Origin of the sequence: Nocardia sp. NBC_00403, from assembly GCF_036046055.1 — a bacterium.
In the GTDB taxonomy this organism is placed as follows: Bacteria; Actinomycetota; Actinomycetes; order Mycobacteriales; family Mycobacteriaceae; genus Nocardia.
Window position 1 is genome coordinate 3,921,121 of sequence record NZ_CP107939.1, and the last position, 20,401, is coordinate 3,941,521.

Annotated in this window: 16 protein-coding genes and 2 pseudogenes; 16 read left to right on the forward strand and 2 right to left on the reverse strand. The window is 67.1% G+C overall.

Translation table 11 applies throughout. The features are described from left to right. Nucleotides 1-176: 176 nt before the first annotated feature. On the reverse strand, nucleotides 177-422 hold the full coding sequence (locus tag OHQ90_RS17320; protein ID WP_328411740.1) for a hypothetical protein: 246 nt from the start codon (nucleotides 420-422) through the stop codon (nucleotides 177-179). 62 nt (nucleotides 423-484) lie between these two features. Here OHQ90_RS17320 and OHQ90_RS17325 point away from each other — a divergent pair. Both OHQ90_RS17325 and OHQ90_RS17330 read left to right on the forward strand, forming a co-directional pair. Further along, nucleotides 485-565: pseudogene (locus OHQ90_RS17325) on the forward strand (50S ribosomal protein L20); the annotation flags it as partial. A 35-nt stretch (nucleotides 566-600) separates the two neighbouring features. After that, nucleotides 601-1,399: pseudogene (locus OHQ90_RS17330) on the forward strand (TrmH family RNA methyltransferase). A 43-nt stretch (nucleotides 1,400-1,442) separates the two neighbouring features. Here OHQ90_RS17330 and OHQ90_RS17335 read toward each other — a convergent pair. After that, on the reverse strand, nucleotides 1,443-2,018 hold the full coding sequence (locus OHQ90_RS17335) for a TetR/AcrR family transcriptional regulator (RefSeq protein ID WP_328411742.1): 576 nt from the start codon (nucleotides 2,016-2,018) through the stop codon (nucleotides 1,443-1,445). A gap of 128 nt (nucleotides 2,019-2,146) precedes the next feature. Here OHQ90_RS17335 and OHQ90_RS17340 point away from each other — a divergent pair, with 128 nt between their 5' ends. The 14 genes from OHQ90_RS17340 to ppc all read left to right on the forward strand — a co-directional run bounded on the left by OHQ90_RS17340 (nucleotide 2,147) and on the right by ppc (nucleotide 20,138). Beyond that, nucleotides 2,147-3,580 (forward strand): MFS transporter, encoded by a 1,434-nt coding sequence (locus OHQ90_RS17340; RefSeq protein ID WP_328411744.1) that lies wholly within the window; start codon nucleotides 2,147-2,149, stop codon nucleotides 3,578-3,580. A 332-nt stretch (nucleotides 3,581-3,912) separates the two neighbouring features. Next, the gene (pheS, locus tag OHQ90_RS17345; protein ID WP_328411746.1) at nucleotides 3,913-4,977 is read left to right on the forward strand and encodes a phenylalanine--tRNA ligase subunit alpha; all 1,065 of its coding nucleotides are present in this window, start codon (nucleotides 3,913-3,915) and stop codon (nucleotides 4,975-4,977) included. A 47-nt stretch (nucleotides 4,978-5,024) separates the two neighbouring features. Continuing rightward, entirely contained in the window at nucleotides 5,025-7,526 is a 2,502-nt protein-coding gene (pheT, locus tag OHQ90_RS17350; protein ID WP_328411748.1) for a phenylalanine--tRNA ligase subunit beta, read from the forward strand. Nucleotides 7,527-7,795: 269 nt separating this feature from the next. After that, the gene (locus OHQ90_RS17355; RefSeq protein WP_328411750.1) at nucleotides 7,796-8,569 is read left to right on the forward strand and encodes an alpha/beta hydrolase; all 774 of its coding nucleotides are present in this window, start codon (nucleotides 7,796-7,798) and stop codon (nucleotides 8,567-8,569) included. Nucleotides 8,570-8,632: 63 nt separating this feature from the next. After that, on the forward strand, nucleotides 8,633-9,592 hold the full coding sequence (locus tag OHQ90_RS17360; protein WP_328411752.1) for a DUF4436 family protein: 960 nt from the start codon (nucleotides 8,633-8,635) through the stop codon (nucleotides 9,590-9,592). 28 nt (nucleotides 9,593-9,620) lie between these two features. After that, nucleotides 9,621-10,139, forward strand: coding sequence for a hypothetical protein (locus OHQ90_RS17365; protein ID WP_328411754.1), 519 nt, complete (start codon nucleotides 9,621-9,623; stop codon nucleotides 10,137-10,139). Between the two features lie 44 nt (nucleotides 10,140-10,183). Next, the gene (locus tag OHQ90_RS17370; protein WP_328411756.1) at nucleotides 10,184-11,212 is read left to right on the forward strand and encodes a hypothetical protein; all 1,029 of its coding nucleotides are present in this window, start codon (nucleotides 10,184-10,186) and stop codon (nucleotides 11,210-11,212) included. Nucleotides 11,213-11,522: 310 nt separating this feature from the next. Next, a complete protein-coding gene (locus OHQ90_RS17375) occupies nucleotides 11,523-14,390 on the forward strand; it encodes a sensor histidine kinase (protein WP_328411758.1) in 2,868 nt (955 codons plus the stop codon). Beyond that, nucleotides 14,387-14,815 carry a roadblock/LC7 domain-containing protein gene (locus tag OHQ90_RS17380; RefSeq protein ID WP_442941423.1) on the forward strand — a complete coding sequence of 143 codons (429 nt, stop codon included), beginning with the start codon at nucleotides 14,387-14,389 and terminating at the stop codon, nucleotides 14,813-14,815. The genes OHQ90_RS17375 and OHQ90_RS17380 overlap by 4 nt, the downstream gene beginning before the upstream one ends. Continuing rightward, nucleotides 14,812-15,258 (forward strand): DUF742 domain-containing protein, encoded by a 447-nt coding sequence (locus tag OHQ90_RS17385; RefSeq protein WP_328411760.1) that lies wholly within the window; start codon nucleotides 14,812-14,814, stop codon nucleotides 15,256-15,258. Before OHQ90_RS17380 ends, OHQ90_RS17385 begins: the two co-directional genes overlap by 4 nt. 28 nt (nucleotides 15,259-15,286) lie before the next feature. Beyond that, a complete protein-coding gene (locus OHQ90_RS17390) occupies nucleotides 15,287-15,862 on the forward strand; it encodes a GTP-binding protein (RefSeq protein WP_328412917.1) in 576 nt (191 codons plus the stop codon). Between the two features lie 235 nt (nucleotides 15,863-16,097). Further along, on the forward strand, nucleotides 16,098-16,517 hold the full coding sequence (locus tag OHQ90_RS17395; RefSeq protein ID WP_328411762.1) for a VOC family protein: 420 nt from the start codon (nucleotides 16,098-16,100) through the stop codon (nucleotides 16,515-16,517). 259 nt (nucleotides 16,518-16,776) lie between these two features. Then, nucleotides 16,777-17,121 carry a zinc ribbon domain-containing protein YjdM gene (locus OHQ90_RS17400; RefSeq protein ID WP_328411764.1) on the forward strand — a complete coding sequence of 115 codons (345 nt, stop codon included), beginning with the start codon at nucleotides 16,777-16,779 and terminating at the stop codon, nucleotides 17,119-17,121. Nucleotides 17,122-17,267: 146 nt separating this feature from the next. After that, nucleotides 17,268-20,138, forward strand: coding sequence for a phosphoenolpyruvate carboxylase (gene ppc, locus OHQ90_RS17405; RefSeq protein ID WP_328411765.1), 2,871 nt, complete (start codon nucleotides 17,268-17,270; stop codon nucleotides 20,136-20,138). Nucleotides 20,139-20,401 lie beyond the last annotated feature (263 nt).

Consider the following 20,401-nt stretch of genomic DNA (forward strand, 5'->3'; position numbering starts at 1 on the left):
AAGGGAACCGGAAAGTACGCGGACCACAAGAACGCGATGCGGTTCTCGCGGCGACGGCAGACCGTGCGCGCAACTTATGAGCGGGTCCACGACACCCAATAGCGGGCATGGGCGGGCACAGCAGGAGGTCCTCGCGGCGGAGCGCCCCGAAGTGTGGAACGGGTTGTGCGGCAGCGTCAGTCGCCGTTGACGCGGAGGTCTTCGAGGAGGTCTTCGGCCCACTGGACATGCACCGAACCGGGGCCGGTGACGCCCATGGCGGTCATTACGGTCAGCAGCATGCCGGTGCCGAGGAAGTGGCGCATCTCTTCGATCGTTGCGTCGGTGAGCTCTTGGATCACGCGGTAGATGCCGCCGAAGCGTTCGCGGACGGTTGGGCCGATGGCCGGATCGGAGGAGGCGGCGAAGGAGTGCAGCAGCACGAAGAGTAGTTCGCGTTCGTTGAGGAACGTGTTGTAGCCCTTGCCCAGTGCGCTTTTTCTCCTCCGACGCCGAGGCGTTCGCCGGTCTGGTCGCGGTGGCCAAGGCTGCCCTCCCGCAGGACGTCAACGCCCCGGCTGCCTGAGCTCGGGTTACGTGACAGACCTTTCGGAACGACCCGTGGATGTGCTTTCCGAGCGCAATCCGCGGGTCGTTTCCGCTGCCAAGCTCCATCGCGCCGCGAACCGTCGCAAGACTGGGCAGTTCCTCGCCGAGGATGCCAATTCGGTTGCGGCGGACCTTGATATGGGGCGGGTGCAGGAGCTTTTCTATTCGGCGGGCGCCGCGGCGCGCGAGCACGAACTGGTGGCCGGTGCCGCGGGCAGTGGCGTGCGGACCACGCTGGTTAGTGACCGGGCCGCGCAGATGCTCGGTGAAACCGTCACCGCACCAGAGCTCGTCGCAGTGTGCGAGTTGATCGATGTGCCGCTCGCCGAGGTGCTCGCCGCGAATCCACCGGATGCTGGCGGTGCCGGTCGAGATCGCCGAACCGGGCAACGCGGGCACACTGATCCGGGTTGCCGACACGGTCGGCGCCCAGGGTGTGGTGCTGGCGGGGGAGACCGTCGACCCGCACAACGGCAAATGTGTGCGCGCCAGCGCGGGCAGCCTGTTCCACGTGCCCATCGCACGGTCTCGGGATATCGCCGAGACCCTGGATGCGATTGCGGCGGCGGGTATCACGATTCTGGCCACCGCGGCCGACCGTGAGGTCGACCTGGACGACGCCGACGCGCTGCTCGCCGGTCCGGTTGCCTGGCTGTTCGGCAATGAGGCGCACGGCCTCGACTCCACAATCGCGGCCCGAGTCGATTACCGGGTGTGCATCCCCATCCACGGTCGCGCCGAGAGCCTGAGCCTCGCTGCCGCCGCGGCCATCTGCCTGTACGCGAGTGCACGCGTGCAGCACACGAAGTAGAGCTCCTGCCCCACGAGTGCGGTGTGTTGCACTGTGAGCTGGCCTAGTCCCCTTCGGTGGACAGGTTTTCGAGGATGTCCTCGGCCCAGCCTGCCGGGATGGCATCGGGTCCCGCGACTTGCATGGCGCTCATTACGGTGAGCAGCATCCCGGTAGCGATGAAGCGGCGGGCGTCGGTCAGTGGCGCGCCGGTGAGTTCGCGCACCAGCGCGAAAATCTGGCCGAACCGCGCGCGTACCTCGTCGCCGATCACCGGATCGGCGCTCGATGCGATGCCGTGCATGAACACCTGCAGAAGTTCTCGCTCGGCCAGGAAGACCTGGTAGCCGCGGCCGAGCTGGCGTAAGGCCTCCGTGGGGGGTGCATCGCGATCGGAGCGTTCGGCGTCGGCCGCGCGAAAGGCTTTTTCGATGCGATCGCAGACCCGGTGCAGTGCAGCCAGGAACAGGTGCTGTTTGGTGCCGAACAGCCGGATCACGTAGGGCTGAGAGACGCCGGCGAGCCGGGCGATTTCGTCGGTTTTGGTCCCCGCGTAGCCGCCCTCGGCAAATGCGGTGATGGCGGCATTCAGTACTTCTTCGCTCCGTTGCGCGGCGGTCAGCCTGGTGCCGGTCGTCATGTCGTCGTCCTCCTTGGCGTCCCCGTCGATGGCTTTTCTATCAAATCCGACCGCCCTATTGACATGTTATCAGTCGATGCATACTTTTGACCGTGTTAGTTATCAGTCGATTACAACAAGGGCTGGACATGAACGAGATTCTTGAAGTCGCCGATCCGTCGGCACCCGTCGCGGCGCCGAGGAGTCCAGGCCGCGCCCGACCCCTCGCCGCCGTATTGGCCGCCGTCGGCATCCCGATGTTCATGGTCACGCTGGACAACCTCGTGGTGACCAATGCACTGCCGGTAATCCGCACCGAGCTCGGCGCCTCGCTCGGCGACTTGCAATGGTTCGTCAACGCCTACACCCTCGCCTTCGCCTCGCTGCTGCTCACGGCGACAGCGATCGGTGACCGACTCGGCCGCCGCCGCGTATTCCTGTCCGGAATCGCGCTCTTCACTGTCGCCTCCGCGGCCTGCGCACTGGCCGCCGATCCGTGGATGTTGATCGCCGCCAGGGCAATTCAAGGGTTCGGCGCTGCCGCGGTGATGCCGTTGTCGTTGACGCTGCTGTCCTCGGCGGTACCCGAGAAGATGCGCAGCGCCGCGATCGGCATCTGGGGCGGCATTTCTGGCCTCGGCGTCGCGCTCGGTCCGCTCATCGGCGGTGCTGTGGTGGAGGGTCTGAGCTGGCAGTGGATTTTCTGGATCAACGTGCCCATCGGTGTGTTGGTGCTGCCCTTCGCGGCCAGGGTGCTGGAGGAGTCCTACGGCGGCAAGCGGCGGCTGGATCCGCTCGGGCTCGTGCTCTCGGCGAGTGGCGTGCTCGCGGTGGTGTGGGGTGTGGTGCACGGCGCCGACGACGGCTGGACCTCGACCGGTGTGCTGTCCGCGCTGCTCGGTGGCGCGGTGCTGCTCGGCTGTCTGATTGCCTGGGAGTTGAAGACTCCGGACCCGATGCTGCCGTTGCGGTTGTTCCGGTCCCGCGCCTTCCGGGTGAGCAATGCGACGGTGTTCACCTTCTCGGTCGGCGTCTTCGGTTCGATCTTCCTGCTGGCGCAATATTTCCAGGTCGTGCAGGGCTATGGTCCGTTGCAATCGGGCATTCGCACCATGCCGTGGACGCTGGCACCGATGGTGGTCGCACCGCTCGCGGGCCTGATCGTCGATCGGGTCGGCGCCCGCACACTGCTCGCCACGGGACAGGCCGCGCTGGCTGTCGCGCTGGCCTGGATGGCGGCGATCGCCACGGTCGACGCGAGCTACGGATCGTTTATCGGGCCGTTCCTGCTCGGTGGCATCGGTATGGGCCTGACCTTCGCGCCCGGCGCAACGGTCGTGATGGCCAGCGCCGCACCCGAGGATCGGGCGATGGCTTCCGGCACCAACAACACCATTCGCGAGGTGGGTGTCGCGATGGGTGTCGCAGTGCTGGCGTCGGTATTCGCCTCACATGGCTCGTACCTGAGCCCGCAGAGTTTTGTCGACGGCATGGTGCCCGCGGTGTGGGTCGGGGCAGGCATTGTCGCGGTCGGCGCGGTGGTTGCGTGGCTGCTGCCCGGGAAGGTCACTCAGGTTCGCTGAGTGGTATGGGTGTGCCCCCTGCTCCGGTTCCTGATCGGAGCAGGGGGCACAGCTGTTCGTATGCCCTGCCTGCCATCGCACCGGACGCAGCACGTCATCGCGGTATTCCGGCGGCGGCCGCCACCGGCCTCGGTGCTGATCCGGTCGATGTGGCATCGCCGCGTTCGCCTCCCCGGCATGCGAAGTCGGCCGCTAGCACACGCCCGGCAAGCGGGGGAGCGGTAATCCGGGTGAATCGGCCATGCCGGATCGAATACGATTCGACCAGCAGCAATGTGGGTAGGCAATCATGCGGACCCTCGAACCGATCCCCAGGGGAGAGTCGAACGATCGTGGCCGACGACAACGACGCAGCAGTCGAGCAGAGCGCGGCGCTCACCGAGGAGGCACTGGCCGCCGCCGCGGCGGCGGCCGAGAAGGCGTTTGCCGCTGCCGCCGACCTCGATGCGCTCGCCGTCGCGAAAACCGAGCATCTCGGCGGCAAAGCGCCGCTCGCCCTCGCGCAGCGTGCGCTGGGTGGCCTGCCGAAGGCCGAGAAGGCCGACGCGGGCAAACGGGTCAATATCGCGCGGGCGCGGGTCTCCGAGGCGTTCGAAGCGCGACGTGCGGTGCTGCTGGCCGAGCGTGATGCCGCGGTGCTCGTCGCGGAGGCGATCGACGTCACATTGCCCGCGGGCAGGCAGCAGGTCGGCGCGCGCCACCCGATCACCGTCATCTCCGAGCAGATCGCCGATGTGTTCGTCGCGATGGGCTGGGAGGTTGCCGAAGGCCCGGAGGTCGAGACCGAGCACTTCAACTTCGACGCGCTGAACTTCCTCCCGGACCACCCCGCGCGCACGATGCAGGACACCTTCCACATCGCGCCGGAGGGTTCGCGGCAGGTGCTGCGCACGCACACCTCGCCGGTGCAGGTGCGTTCGATGCTGGAGCGCGAGGTGCCGATCTATGTCGTGTGCCCGGGCCGCACGTTCCGCACCGATGAACTCGATGCCACCCACACTCCGGTGTTCTCCCAGGTGGAGGGGCTGGCCGTGGACAAGGGCCTGACCATGGCGCACCTGCGTGGCACCCTGGACGCGTTCGCGCGGGCCCTGTTCGGGCCCGAGACCCGAACCCGTATGCGCCCCAACTACTTCCCGTTCACCGAGCCGTCGGCCGAGGTCGACGTGTGGTTCCCGGACAAGAAGGGCGGCGCGGGCTGGGTCGAATGGGGCGGCTGCGGCATGGTGAACCCGAAGGTACTGATCGCCAGCGGGATCGACCCCGAGGTGTACAGCGGGTTCGCGTTCGGTATGGGTCTGGAGCGGACGCTGCAGTTCCGCAACGGCATTCCGGACATGCGGGACATCGTCGAGGGTGACGTGCGTTTCACACTGCCCTTCGGTATCCGGTCCTGAGCTGGGCGATTCAAGAACTTCCTTCGATCGAGAGAGCGAAACGTCAAGTGCGAGTAGCGCAGTCCTGGCTGACGGAAATCATCCGGCGGACCACCCCCGAGTGGTCGGTGACGCCGGAGGAGCTCGACGCAGGGTTCGTCCGTGTCGGGCTGGAGGTCGAAGAGGTCGACAAGCTCGAGCGGGTGACCGGTGATATCGAGAAGCCGCTCGTAGTCGGCCGGGTCGCCGAGATCACCGAGCTGACCGAGTTCAAGAAGCCGATCCGGTTCTGCAAAGTGGATGTCGGCAATCCTGATCTGCAGGAGATCGTCTGCGGCGCAACCAATTTCGCTGTCGGTGATCTGGTCGTCGTGGTGCTGCCCGGCGCGGTGCTGCCCGGCGGTTTCGCCATTGCCTCGCGCAAGACCTACGGGCATATCTCCAACGGCATGATCTGCTCGGTGGCCGAACTCGGTATCGGCAAGGACCATTCGGGCATCCTGGTGCTCGAGCCGGGCACCGCCGAGCCCGGGACCGACGCCAACGAGCTGCTCGGCCTCGACGACACCATCATCGAGCTGAACATCACTCCGGATCGCGGCTACTGCTTCTCGGTACGCGGTCTCGCTCGCGAACTGACGTGTGGTTACGACCTCGAATACGCCGACCCCGCCGTGCGGACCTTGCCCGACGACGAGCAGGACGCCTGGCCGGTTCGGCTCGAACCGGACTCGAAGTGCACGCGTTTCGCGGTCCGCCGGGTCACCGGCATCGACCCGAACGCGGTGAGCCCCTGGTGGTTGCAGCGCAGGCTGCTGCTGGCCGGCGTGCGCCCGATCTCGCCCGCTGTCGACGTCACCAACTACGTCATGCTCGAACTCGGCCAGCCGCTGCATGCCTTCGACGCGGCCAAGCTCACCGGCGGCCTGGTGGTGCGCACCGCCAACACCGGCGAGACACTGCGCACCCTCGACGAGACCGAGCGCGTGCTCGATGCCGAGGATGTGGTGATCGCCGACGATTCGGGCGTCATCTCCTTGGCGGGCGTCATGGGCGGTGCGACAACGGAAGTCGGCGCCGCGTCGACCGATATCGTGCTCGAGGCCGCCACCTGGAATCCGTTGCTCGTCTACCGCACCTCGCGGCGCCACAAGCTCTCCTCGGAGGCGGGTAAGCGCTACGAGCGGGTCGTCGATCCCGAGATCAATGTCATCGCGTTGGATCGCGCCGCCACGCTGCTTGCCGAAATCGCCGGTGGCACTGTCGAATCGGTGCTCACCGATGTTCGAGTGCCGGTGCCGGCCGCCGACCCGATCCGGATGGATATCGATCTGGCCGATCGCGTCGCGGGCGTCACCTACCCGACCGGTACCTCGGCGCGGCGCCTGGCCCAGATCGGCGCGAAGGTGGATGTCGGCGTCAGCGAGGCCGGGCACGGCCAGTTGGTCGTCACCCCGCCGAGCTGGCGGCCCGACCTGGCCCAGCCCGCCGACCTGGTGGAGGAGGTGCTGCGACTGGAGGGGCTCGAGCAGATCCCCTCGGTGATCCCGACCGCACCCGCCGGACGCGGACTCACCCCGACCCAGCGTCGCCGTCGCGCGGTGAGCAGGGCGCTTGCCTTCGCCGGTTGTGTGGAGGTGCCGCCGCCGGTGTTCCTGCCGCCGGGTGTGTTCGACACCTGGGGCCTGGACGCCGACGACCCGCGCCGCGCCACCACCCGGGTGCTGAACCCGCTCGATGCGGAGCGTCCCGAACTGGCGACCACATTGCTGCCCGGCCTGCTGGAAGTTGCCGCCCGCAACATCTCGCGTGGTGCGCGTGACCTTGCGGTCTACGGCATCGCCCAGGTGGTGCTGACCGGCCCGAACGTCGCGCCGATCGCAGCGCTGCCGGTGGACCGCCGCCCGACCGACGAGCAGATCGCGGAACTGATCGGCTCGCTGCCCGCGCAGCCGGTGCATGTGGCCGCCGTGCTCACCGGCCGCCGCGACCCGCGCGGTCCGTGGGGCCCCGGTCGTGCGGTGGAGGCCGCCGACGCCTTCGCCCTCGCCGACGCCGTCGCCGACGCGGCGGGCGTGACCATCGAACGCAAGGCCGCTGCGCACCTGCCGTGGCATCCCGGGCGTTGCGCCGAACTGCTCGTCGACGGCGAGCTCGTCGGCCACGCGGGTGAACTGCACCCCGCCGTGCTGGAACGCGCAGGCCTGCCGCCGCGCACCTGCGCCGTCGAACTCGACCTCGACGCATTGCCGCTGCGCGAATCCCGCCCGGTACCGGTGGTTTCCCCGTTCCCTGCCGTCTTGCAGGACGTATCGGTGAGTGTCGAGAAGGCGGTGGCCGCCGCATCGGTGGAATCGGCACTGCGTTCCGGCGGTGGCGAATTGCTCGAAGACATCGCCCTTTTCGATGTCTACGAGGGTGCCCAAGCCGGCGAGGGCCGCAAGTCTCTCACCTACGCTCTGCGCTTCCGCGCCACCGACCGCACCCTCACCGAGGACGAGGCCAGCGCCGCCCGCGACGCTGCGGTCGCGGCCGCGGCGGATGCCGTCGGCGCGGTCCTGCGCGCCTGACCGTTCCGACGTCGAGACCGCGCGGTCATTGTGGCCGCGCGGTCTCGACGTGTTCAGTGTTTGACGATCGGTGAGCTCGGCGAATTCGTCATCGTCGTGCGGCTGCCTCGCGATCCGCGGATTTTGTTGCAGGCGAGCCAGTTTCCCGAACATCGCGATCGAACTGTGCAGCGGCGTCATCGGGCCCGCCGTGCGGGCGCGCGGCCCGAAGCCGGTCATCGACGAGGCCCGAGCGCAGCGCCACATGGGCAGCGAGTAAGAAGGGCTGCATGCGGCATCCTGCGAGCCCTATCCTGCACGCGCTGACCTACCTGCCCCAACGGGAGATCGCGCAGACTCCGGCCGTTCTGGGGCTGGAGTACACCGAGCTGTCCATCGCGACCGCTGACGGGGAGACGCTGCACGGCTGGTGGGTGCCTGCTCGCCGGTCGATCGGGCATGTGCTGTTCGCGCATGGGAACGCCGGCAATATCGGCGACCGGGTGCCGATATTCGCGCTGCTCACGGAGGCCGGTTTCGATGTGCTCGCGTTCGACTACCGGGGCTACGGGCGCAGCACCGGGCGGCCCTCGGAGCATGGGACTTACCTCGATTCCCGCGCGGCGCGGCGCGTTCTGTTCGAGCGGCTGGGTGTCGACGCCGATCGGGTGCTGTATCTGGGGAAGTCGCTCGGCGGCGCGGTCATGCTCGAGCTTTCGACCGTGCATCCACCCGCCGGGCTGATCCTGATGTCTACCTTCACCGGCATCCGTGATGCGGCAAGGTCGGTGTACCCGTTCCTGCCTCGGCCGTTGGTCCCCGACGCCTACCCGAGTCTGCGGCGGATATCGACGCTGCGTGCGCCCGTGCTGCTCATGCACGGTGACCAGGATGAACTGCTACCACTGCGCCACGCTGAGCGACTGTATGCCGCGGCCCCGGAACCGAAGCGGCTGCTGGTCGTGCCGGGTGCCGGGCACAACGACCTCATCATGCAGTGCGGCTGGGATTGGGCGGGCACCATTCGCGACTGGGCCGATGCCGCAGGCATAGTCTCGACGTAGCTTCCCGTGGTGGCGAAATCGAAGGTGATTGGGCCCCAGTATTTTTGGTGTGTGGGACAAAATGTGAAAAAGAAGCGCGGCGCGGTGTTGCCCGCGCTGGTGGCGGTGATCGCACTGATAGTGGTGCTGGCTGTGAGCCTGTCGATGTATGAGGCAGGCAAGGCTCGAACGGCGGCGGTGCACCCCTTCGGTGACGTCGACAAGTCCGATAGAGTCGATCTCGGAGTGTGGATCGGCAAGATCGATCCAGCCGCACAAGCGGTGTCGGTGGAGGTGACGGCGCGGCCGCACGGCGTCTATGCCGATCGGCTCGGTTTCTTCGCCAGCGACGCCATCCTCTATACCTCCGGGCTGAAGTCCGAACCGATCACCATCAAGGCGGGCGAACCGATCTCGGCCGCGGAGGTGAAGATCGCCATGTCGGGGACGTTCACCGACTACCCGTTCGACAAGTACGAGGCCGTACTCGCTTTCGACATGATCAGTGGGGACAAGCACGTTCCCGTCGCGGCCGCCGTGTCCAGCGGTGACACTTTCTTCGCGGTCTCGGAGGCCCCTGAGACGGTCGACAGCCAGATCGACGGCGTCGACCTCGCTCTGCATGCCACGCGGTCCACACCCTCGCTGGTCTTCGCGCTGTTCATCATGGTGTTGATGCTCGCCATCGCAATCGCGGCCGCGGTCGCGACCTACTACCTGGTCGATGGCCGCCGCGGCCTGATATTCCCGGCCTGCTCGATGATGGGTGCGCTGCTGTTCGCGCTCATTCCGCTGCGCAACGCCGTGCCGAGCGCCCCGCCGATCGGCTCGATCATCGACTTCGCTTCCTTCTTCATCGCCGAGGGCATCATCTCGGCGGCGCTGGTCGGTTCGATCCTGATCGGTTATCGGATCGAGGTCGTCAAGGAGCGCGAGGAGGCCGCGCAGGAGGCGAGCGCGGTGCCGCCGTCGGAGCCGAGTCCCGTGGATGACCTGCTGGACCGACAGCCTGTTCCGGTTGGGATCGGTTCGGGGCAGCCTTAGTCGACGCCACGCTGCGTAACCTGGCCGTATGAGCGATATCAGCGAGATTGTCGCCCGGTTGGCGGCATTGTCGGATGACGAGCTGCTGGCCGTGCTACGCGCCGCGACGGCCGAACGTCCGACGCTGACCGGGGTGCACGCGGCTCTCGGTACGGTGGCGGCAACCGATGATGCCATTGTCGATGTCGATGTGACTCCCGACACCGAACCATCGCCCTCGCATGAGTCTCCGGCGGGCCGCGGCGCATCCGGGCAGGTCGGAGGGCTTTCTGCGGTACCTGCGGTACCGGTACCGCCGACCGGTATCCCGCCGTCGGCGGCGATGGGTGGATATTCGCCCGGGGGAGTCCCTACTTTCGAGTCAGTTCGCGATAGGGTCGAGCAGCGCTTCGGTACCGCGCAGGGGATGAGCGAGCTCGACCGGCAGACCCCGGCGGGCCGCAGCGCGGACGAACAGTGGGAAGCGCGCGAGAAAGCCGCGCGCGAGCGTCTGGATCGGATACGGAAGTCGTTGCACGGCAACGACATCGAAACAACAGAGCCGTAGTCTGCCGGGCGTAGGAGACAACGAATATGTGAGGGTGCAACTCGATGAGCCAGCCGCGAGAGATCGCCGACCGACTACTGGACGCCCAGGTGGAATTTCTGCTGGCCGAGGTGACCGGCGACCGCTTCGCGGAAGTGATCGCCCGCGATGTGGAGGCGGTCATCGGTGTTGCCGACACCCTCGTCTTCCGGGACGTGGTCGAGCTCGACCAGGCCAAACAGACGGTGGCCACGATCATCGACCTGATCGGTGGTAGCCCCGTCATCGCCGATATGGTCGGGGTGTTCTCCGATTCGATCTACGACCACATCGCGACCAATAACGACTACACCCTCGGCCAGGTGGTCGATCGGGAGCCGGTCGAGGCGCTGCTGGAGAAGATCTTCGGGATGCATCAGGCGCAGGAGCGCATCCTGGACCGCCTCACCGAGAGTCCACTGGTCGCCACCGTCGCCTCGAAGTTCGTCGACAAGCTGATCAACGACTTCATGCAGGCCAATCGGGAGCGCGCCGAGAAGATCCCCGGTGTCTCCTCGCTGATGTCGCTGGGGCAGTCCGCGGCCAACCGCGCCAAGAAGGCCGCCGACGGCACCTTCGTCGGTGATCTGGCGGGCAAGGGCGCCATGTTCGCCCTCAAGCGGACCAATAACGCCATTCGCGAAATGCTCCGTGATGCGCCGGTGCATTCGGCCGCGATGGAATTCTGGGATCTGCACGCCGACGAGCCGGTCAGCGGCCTGCGCGACTACCTCACTCAGAAAGACCTCAACGAGCTGGTGCTGATCTGCTATGAGATCGCGATCACCACGCGGGAAAAGGAGTACTTCGGCCTGCTCGTCGACGAATGCGTCGAGGTGTTCTTCACCAAGTACGGCGACTACACCCTCGCGGCGATGCTGCCCGAGCTCGGCCTGTCCGGCGACGACATCGCCACCGAGATCCTGCGCTACGGTCCGGCGGTGATCGAGGGCGCCAAGCGCAACGGCGTGCTCGGCAAGCTGATCCGCGAGCGCCTCGAGCCCTTCTACACCTCCGATGTGGTGCTCGGCATTCTCGCCGACGCCACGAACTGACTCGGCATTTCTCGAACCGCGCCGGTGTGTCCGGCGCGGTTTTGCTGTCGCCGATCGACCGCCGCGGTCTCGGATTCGAAAGTGGTGGACCGTCGGTTTCCGCTCGCGCGAAGTCACAGTGCTCTGGGTCGGCGTGTGAGCGGACCGACACCTCGGAAACGGTTGATTACCAGCATGTATACAAATGTGCCCGATGTCCGATTTGTCGAGTTTTCGCGTTGACACCGCGATGCGCCCTGGGGAAGCTTGCTCCTGACTTTCCGTGTGCTCGCCGTGGAGCTGGCACGGCCGGCAGCGGAGGAGCAGGGTGGTGCGTGTACGTCGACGACCGGAATTATCCGGCGGCACACCGGAACTCACCCGAACCGAGGCGAGAGATGAACGGCAGGTGTCGAGCAGTCGAATGGTGCGGGCACGCACCATTCGGGGGCAATTGGCCCGAATCCTCGCTCTCTCATTGACTTTGGTGCTCGCACTGCTCGGCATCACCATCGCCCGCGAAATCGATGCCTTCCGGCGTAGTGGCGACACGGTGCGTGCGGTGTCGCTGGCGCTCGCGGTGCAGGACGTGGTGCAGGAAGCGCAGCGTGAACGCGGGCTGAGCAACGGCCTGCTCGGCGGCGACACCCGGCTGCAGCAGCCCGTCGCCGAGCAACGCGCCCGCACCGACCGGTCATTGAGGCTGCTCGATGACGCGTTGGCCGGAGGTCCGCCCGGTGCGGCCCAGGTGCATTCGGCGGTCGGACAGTTCGGCGCGCTAGCCGCGACCCGCACGCAGGTCGATACCCGGCGGACCACCCGGCAAGCCGCCTTCCAGTTCTACACCGATGGCATCGCCGCACTGAATCGCCTTGCGCTCGGCCTCGATCAGGCCGGTGACCCGCAGGTCCGCCATGGCTTGCAAGCGCTGTACGCGCTGGGCGACGCCAAGGAGCACACAGCCAAGGAACGCGGATTCCTCAATGGCGTTTTCGCCGCCGATGAATTCGGTCCCGGCGAGTACGTGCAGTTCCTCGACATCCGCGCCGCCAAGGTTGCCGGTCTTGCTGCCTTTGCGCGTGATGCCACCGCGGCCGAGCAGGCGCTCCTCGAGGCCGCGATGCGCAGCGAAAACGCCACCAGAGCAATGGAATCGGAAAAAATCGCGATCGCGTCCAGCATGGGTCCGCTGGTGCGATCGGTCGATCCGATCACCTGGTGGTCGCAGATGACCGGCGTCATCGATGAGCAGCGCGCGGTGCAGCAGGCGGTCGGTGACGATGTCCGGCAGCGCGCCGCCGTGTCGCGCAAAGACGCGGCGCTGACCCTCGGCGGATTTTTGCTCGCCGCACTGCTCGCCATTCTCGCGGAGGTCATGCTGGTGATCACCAGCGTCAGAGCCATCGTGCGCCCACTGGGCGCGCTGGCGGCCGAGGCCGACGAGGTCGCGACCCGACGGTTGCCCGATGTCATTGCGGCTTGGCAGATTTCCGGTGACGCATCGCCCGATCCGCCGCCGGCGGTGCGCACACCGCGCGGCGCGACCATCGAGATCGCGGCCGTGGCAGGCGCGCTGGATCGGGTGCAGAGCACTGCCTTCGAACTCGCCTCCGAGCAGGCGCTCGTCCGCCGCAACACCACCGAGTCGATGGCCAACCTGGCGCGCCGCAACCAGAATCTGGTGCGCCGCCAGCTCGGTCTGATCAGCGAATTCGAAAGAGAGGAACTCGATCCCAAGGCGCTGTCGAACCTGTTCGAGCTCGACCACCTCGCAACCCGCATGCGTCGCAACGCCGAAAGCCTGCTCGTCCTCGTCGGTGAGGTGAGCCCGCGGCGCTGGGCCGAGCCGATCCCGCTCACCGACGTGATCCGGGCCGGACTGTCGGAGGTGGACGACTACCGCCGCGTCGTGCTGCGCCGGGTGGACGACATCGCCATTACCGGCGCGGTGGTCAGCGAGCTCGCGCACATGCTCGCCGAACTGATCGAGAACGGACTCGCCTTCTCCCCACCGGATCTCGAGGTGGAGATCTACGGGCGCAAGCTGCCCGGCGGCTATCTGCTCGCCGTGGTGGACCACGGCGTCGGCATGCCGGTGCCGCAGTTGGCCGCGGCCAACGCCAGGCTGCGCGGTGAGCAGGACTTCGTTGTCGCGCCGACGCGCTACCTCGGGCATTACGTGGTCGGGCGGTTGGCGCAGCGGCTCGGCATCGATGTCGAACTCATTGTGTCGCCGGTCAGCGGGATCGTTGCCCGGTTGCTGCTGCCCGCGAATATTCTTGCCGGCGACAAGGATCGGCATCCTGCGCCACCCGCGGGACGGACGGTCGCGGAACCGGCGGCATCCGAGCAGGTCACCGTGACAACGGGTGCACAGGCTATTGCCGCCGCAGTCGCCGGTTCGTGGTCGGAGTCGGGGGCTGCGGCGTCCAGCGCAGGACACAATGGCGCCGCTGTCGCCGCGATGACAGGGCGGTTGCCCACGCACACAGCGCCCGAAGTAGCTGGTGCGCAGATAAACATGATCAGCCGATCGGGATCTGCGCGCGACACCGACCGGAGTACGCTCACCGGCTCAGCGGGAAGCCGCACCCCGGGAATGACGGGCCCCGCTCATCCCAGGGTGGGATCAGGATCGCCGAGACCCGCGCCTGCGCCGTTCACGCACTTGCTGTCCGCATCCGTGGTGCACGCGTCGATGCCTGCCGCGAACGGCTCCGCGGCCGGGATCGCCGGATCGTCAGGAGATGCCGCTACGAATGGGCGTGCGCAGGACGGTCTCGAGGCGGGTGCGCCCGCGGACCTGCTGCCTGCGTCGGAACAGTCGATGTGGCTGATCCCCGAAACCGGCGACATGTCCGTCGAATCCGGCGAACCGCCTGTCGAGGTAGCGGGCGTGCGGCGCACGCGCAACGGACTGGTCAAGCGCAACAAGCGAACTCGTGCGTCCGAAACGACAGGCAACGCACCGCGCAGCGGATCGGGGCAGCCGAGCGCGCCGGTGACGGAGCGTTCGCCCGACGCGGTTCGCAGCATGCTGTCGTCGTTCCGGGTCGGCCATCAGCGGGGCGGGCCGGACTCGGCGCACTCCGGATCGCCGCACGCCCACGTTGCCGGATCTCCCGATATCGACACGCGTGCCACGGATCTGGTGCAGACCTCAGGTTCCGTCACAACCACCGCAGAGGAGATTCGGTGACCACCCACATGCAGAGCGCCGACCCGCACACCTTCAACTGGATGCTGGCCAACTTCGTCCGCGACACCGACGGTGTCCGTGACACCGTCGCGGTGTCCTCGGACGGATTGCTCATCGCGATGTCCGACGGCTTGGACCGGACCGGTGCCGACCGGCTTGCCGCGATGGTTTCGGGCCTGTCCAGCCTGGCGCGCAGTGCGTCGCGCAGCTATTCCTTCGACGGCCTCGAGCTGATCATGATCGAGATGAAGCGCGGGTTCCTGCTGGTCTCCGCCCTCGGTGACGGCAGCTGCCTCGGTGTGATCGCGGACGGCGGTTGCGATATCGGTCTCGTCGGCTACGAGATGGCGGTGCTGGCAGAGCGTGCGGGCGGGCTACTGGACCCGGTCCTGATCTCGGAATTGCGTGAGACGTTGCGCAGATGAGAGATCCAGACCGGCCGCGGCTGCCGGACCCGAGGATGATCCCGGTGAATCGGTTCGTCGGCTGGTTCGCACCAGACCAGCCGCGGGATCGTACCGACGAAGCAGTCGCCCAGGATCAGAACGCCGACCGCTTCGTCCGCCCTTTCGTCGTCACCGCAGGGCGCACCACACCGTTGCTGGACGGGTTGCGCATCGAGACCCTTGTGCACGCTCCGCCCGCCGCCCTTTCCGCGCCACTGCAATTCGAGCAGCGCACCGTGGTGCGGCTGTGTCAACGACCTCACTCCATCGCCGAGATCGGCACCGCACTGCACGTGCCGGTCGGCGTCGCGAAAGTCATTGTCAGCGATCTCGCGGCGGCCGGCCATGTCGCGGTGCGCGACGCCCCGGAACTGTCCACCGCAGCCATCGAGAGGATAAGGGACCTTGTACGGGCACTCTGAAGTTCGGACACCAGCCACCGCCGGGCGGCTGCCCTCGTCGGTGAAGATCGTGATCAGCGGCGGATTCGGTGTCGGCAAAACAACCTTCATCGGCGCCATCTCCGAGATCGAGCCGCTGGTAACCGAGGCCGCGATGACCGAGGTCGCGGTCGGCGTCGACGATCCCGGCAGGAGTGCTGACAAAACACAGACCACCGTCGCTCTCGACTTCGGTCGGATCACCCTGGACAGCTCGCTGATCCTCTATCTGTTCGGTACCCCGGGCCAGGATCGCTTCGTGTTCCTGTGGGACGACCTGGTCGACGGCGCACTCGGCGCGGTGATCGTGGTGGACACCGGCCGAGTCGAAGACTGTTACCCGGTTCTCGACTACTTCGAGGAGCACCGCACCCCGTTCGTCGTCGTGGTCAACCGATTCGAGCACGGCGACCAGTTCGACCTCGACGAGGTCCGCGAGGCGCTCGATCTCGACGACTGGATCCCGGTCCTGGAATGTGATGCCCGCCAACGTGAATCGGTCAAAGCAGTCCTGGTGGCACTCCTCGAACAGGTCCTCCTGCACCGCGTGTCGGCCCCTCGACTCCAGGCTCGCGACGTCGGCTAGCTGTGCCGGCCACAGACGTCGGTGACCGCACTGTCCGACGGGGCCTGCGATGCCCGCACCATCGAATTGGTCGAGGAATGCGCAGCGACCGCGGTCGCCGGGCAGAGGATGGTGGCGGAGCCGTCCTGGCACGGGCCGAAGCGCTAGCCGGACATCAGCAGCGACACCGATTACTTTTTGATCGAGAGTTCGTCATCAGTACTGTCCCCATGAGTTCGACAGAAAGGCGAAACCCATGAGCAACGGCAAAGATCTCGCACTCACCCACGTCGCGGTGCTGGTCGCGGACCAGGAGAAGGCGCTGGAGTTCTACCGTGATGTCATCGGCCTCGAAGTGCGCCAGGACCTGCCGTTCGGCGGCGTCCGCTGGCTGACCGTCGGGCCCGCGTCGCAGCCGAGCATCGAATTCCTGTTGGAGGTCCCCGACATGGTGCCGGACGAGGCGGCCGCCGCGGCTGCCCGTGCCCGACTCGCCAGCGGCGCGCAAGGCACGCTGATCTTCACCACCGAGGCCGTCGACGACACCTTCGCCCGCCTGCGTGACGCGGGCGTCGAGGTCACTCAGGAGCCGATCACCCAGCCGTACGGTGTGCGGGACTGCGGTTTCCGTGACCCGTGGGGCAACCATCTCCGGTTCTCCCAGCTTCCGGGCTGAGCCACCGGTACGACGCGCGGGTCGGTTCCCGTCGCTGCCATCAGTACTCGGCGGTGCTGGGAACCGAACGCGGACGCTGCTCAGCCGATAGCGCGAGTCAGCACCGCGATAGGCAGCTTGCGCGAGGTGAGTGCCTGATAGGTCGGGAAGTCCGGGTAGCCCTCGACCAGCGTCCGCCGGCGCGCGGCGTACTCGCCCGGCTCCTGGCTCTCGGATCTGCGTTTCCCTCGCCAACCGTACCTGCGGGTACGCTCCTGCGGTGCCCGAGAACTTGCCCCCGTGCCCCGAGTGTTCCAGCGTGTACACCTATGAGGTGAGTGCCCTGCTGGTGTGCCCGGAATGCGCGCACGAGTGGGCAGTGGCCGCCGTCGAGCGCGGCGCGGACGATGCTATCCGCGACGCCGTCGGCAATGTGCTCGCCGACGGTGACACCGTCACCGTGATCAAGACACTGAAAGTCAAGGGCAGCCCCACCGGTATCAAGGCGGGCACCAAGGTCCGCAACATCCGCCTCGTCAACGGAGTAGGCGACCACGACATCGACTGCAAGGTCGACGGCATCGGCCCCATGCAACTCAAATCCAGCGTCGTCAAAAAGGTCTGAGCGGCGAGTGGTACCTGACTGCGGCGCCACGCCGGAAACGCCCGCCACGGTGTGCCGGTGGAGTGGCGTCCGGTGGGTTGGAGCCCGGGAAGAGTGCGGCCGACATCACCGCAATGCGCTGATGTCGGCGCAGTAGTGTCAGGTTCATGAGCGAAGCGCGGATCGAGACGGAGCAGGACGCGACCCGGCCGCTGCGGGACGACATCCGGTTTCTCGGTGGCGTCCTCGGCGACACCATTCGTGATCATGAGGGGCCCGAGGTATTCGATCTCATCGAGCGGGTGCGCATCGAGGCCTTTCGGGTGCGTCGCGAGGAGGTCGAACGCAGCGCGGTCGCCGAGATGCTCGACGGCGTCGACATCGCTGTCGCGCTCCCGCTGATCCGCGCGTTCAGCTATTTCGTGCTGCTGGCCAATCTGGCCGAGGACATCCAGCGCGACCGTCGCCGCGCCGTGCACGAGGCGGCGGGGGAGCCGCCGCAGGATTCGTCGCTGGCAGCCACCTATCGCAAACTCGACGCGGCCGCGCTGGACGGCGCCGAAGTCGCCGGATTGCTCGCCGATGCGTCGGTGTCGCCGGTGATCACCGCCCATCCGACCGAAACCCGTCGCCGCACCGTTTTCGACGTGCAGACCCGCATCACCGAACTGATGCGGTTGCGGCAGCGCTACACCGAGACCGAACGCGAGCGCACCGCATTCGAGCTGAAGATCCGCCGCCAGGTGCTCACGCTGTGGCGGACCGCGCTGATCCGATTGCAGCGCTTGCGGATTCAGGACGAGATCGCGGTCGGGCTGCGTTACTACGAGCTCACGCTGTTCGATGTCATCCCGGCGATAAACGCCGAGGTGCGGGCGGCGCTGCGGTCGCGCTGGCCCGGTGTCGAGCTCTTGGCACGGCCGATCCTGCGTCCCGGTTCGTGGATCGGTGGTGACCGCGACGGAAACCCTTATGTGACAGCGGAAGTGGTCGGCACTGCGGCGCACCAGGCCGCGTCCGTCGCCTTCGGTCGGTACCTGCGCGAACTGGTGGAGTTGGAGAAGTCGCTGTCGCAGTCCGCGCGTCTGGTCCCGGTGACACCGGAGGTGGCCGCGCTCGCCGCGACCGGCTATCCCGACCCGGCAACGCACGCGGATGAACCGTATCGCCGTGCCCTGCACGGGATTCGGTTGCGTGTGGCCGCAACGGCAAGACACGCGCTCGGTGTCGTGCCGGACGAATCGGTCGACGGGTCGGGGGACCTGTCGCAGGGTGGAGCCCGGTCGAGCGCGGCCCGGGTCGTCGGCGCTGTGGGACCGTCATCGAGTGTGGCGAGTAGCGCGGCAGCCGTTGCCGCGCAGCCGTATCCGACGCCGCAAGCGGTACTGGACGACCTGGATGCGATCGACGCATCGCTGCGTGCCAGCGGTGACGGCCTGCTCGCCGACGATCGGCTCGCGGCATTGCGGTACGCGATCGAAACCTTCGGCTTCCATCTGCAGGGCCTGGACATGCGCCAGAACTCGGAGGTGCACGAACAGGTCGTCGCGGAGCTGCTGGCCTGGGCCGGTGTGCATCCGGACTATCCGAGCCTGTCCGAAGCCGAGCGGGTCGATCTGCTGGCCGCCGAGCTGCGCACCCGCCGCCCCCTACTCGGCCCGCACGCCCGGCTCAGTGAGCTCGCGACCAAGGAGATCGGCATCGTTCGTGCCGCACGGAATGTGGTGCAGACCCTCGGCACGGAGGCGGTGCCGAACTACATCATCAGCATGTGCACCTCGGTCAGCGACATGCTGGAGGCCGCGCTGCTGCTGAAGGAGGGTGGGCTGCTCGATCCCGGCGAGCCGGACGGGCCGCCGAGCTGCTCGGTGGGCATCGTGCCGCTGTTCGAAACCATCGAAGACCTCGGCGCGGGTGCCGCGACCCTGGCCGCCGCGCTGGACGTTCCGGTTTATCGAGAGCTGGTGTCCGCCAAGGGAATGCGGCAGGAGGTGATGCTCGGCTATTCCGATTCCAACAAGGACGGTGGGTACCTGGCCGCCAACTGGGCGCTGTACCGCGCGGAACTCGACCTGGTCGAAGTGGCGCGCAAGTCCGGAATTCGCCTGCGGCTCTTCCACGGTCGCGGCGGGACCGTCGGTCGTGGCGGCGGGCGCAGTTACGACGCCATTCTGGCCCAGCCCGCGGGCGCGGTGCACGGTTCGTTGCGGCTGACCGAGCAGGGTGAAGTCATCGCCGCCAAATACGCGGAACCCGGTGCCGCGCACCGCAATCTGGAATCGCTCATTGCGGGCACGCTGGAATCGACGCTGCTCGACGTCGAGGGCCTGGGCACCGAAGCCGAGCCCTCCTACGAGCTCATGGACGACTTGGCTGCCCGCGCCCGCGCCGCATACTCGCGTCTGGTGCACGAAACACCGGGCTTCGTGGAGTATTTCCGCCAGTCGACGCCGGTGGCCGAGGTTGCCGACCTGAATATCGGCAGCAGGCCCGCCTCGCGCAAACCGACGAATTCGGTCTCCGATCTGCGCGCCATCCCCTGGGTGATGTCATGGAGCCAAGCGCGTGTGATGCTGCCCGGCTGGTACGGCACCGGATCGGCGTTGGAGGAGTGGATCGGCGGCGACCCCGACCGCCTGGCCACGCTGGCCGACCTCTACCGCCGCTGGCCGTTCTTCCGCACCGTGCTGTCGAACCTGGCCCAGGTGCTGGCCAAGAGCGACCTCGACATCGCCGCCCGCTACGCCGAACTGGTCGACGACGTCGCCCTGCGCGAGCAGATCTTCGGCATGATCCGCGACGAGCACACCCGAACCATCCGCATGCACGCCGCCATCACCGGCAACAACCACTTGCTGGCCGACAACCCGAGCCTGGCGGAGTCCATCCACAACCGCTTCCCATACCTGGAACCACTGAACCAAATGCAGGTAGAGCTGCTGCGCCGCCTCCGCGCCGGCGACGACTCGGAATTGGTAAAACGCGGCATCCTACTAACCATGAACGGCCTGGCCACCGCCCTACGCAACTCCGGCTAGCGGGTCGTCATCCGAACGCCCAATGCCAAACGGCGAGCGTAGTCAAATGGTGGTTCCAACCCCCACCCCCAACCACCATTTCACTACGCTCGCTCGAGAAGGAGTTCTCGAGAACGGCACCACAGCCAGATGACCACGCCGGAACTCGACACCGCGCACCTGGCTGCGGGAGGTAAGTCGGGGACGGCACCCGACGCGCCCAGCACTGCCTGGTAGCACCCGGGTAGGCACATCTTTCCGGGACGGCATCGTGGTGGGTTCGT

Bases quoted from the DNA above. Each gene is read 5' to 3' on its own strand.
- OHQ90_RS17335 (WP_328411742.1), bottom strand. From the start codon at position 2,018: ATGACGACCGGCACCAGGCTGACCGCCGCGCAACGGAGCGAAGAAGTA.
- OHQ90_RS17340 (WP_328411744.1), top strand. From the start codon at position 2,147: ATGAACGAGATTCTTGAAGTCGCCGATCCGTCGGCACCCGTCGCGGCG.
- OHQ90_RS17355 (WP_328411750.1), top strand. From the start codon at position 7,796: ATGCGGCATCCTGCGAGCCCTATCCTGCACGCGCTGACCTACCTGCCC.
- OHQ90_RS17365 (WP_328411754.1), top strand. From the start codon at position 9,621: ATGAGCGATATCAGCGAGATTGTCGCCCGGTTGGCGGCATTGTCGGAT.
- OHQ90_RS17370 (WP_328411756.1), top strand. From the start codon at position 10,184: ATGAGCCAGCCGCGAGAGATCGCCGACCGACTACTGGACGCCCAGGTG.
- OHQ90_RS17385 (WP_328411760.1), top strand. From the start codon at position 14,812: ATGAGAGATCCAGACCGGCCGCGGCTGCCGGACCCGAGGATGATCCCG.
- OHQ90_RS17395 (WP_328411762.1), top strand. From the start codon at position 16,098: ATGAGCAACGGCAAAGATCTCGCACTCACCCACGTCGCGGTGCTGGTC.
- ppc (WP_328411765.1), top strand. From the start codon at position 17,268: ATGAGCGAAGCGCGGATCGAGACGGAGCAGGACGCGACCCGGCCGCTG.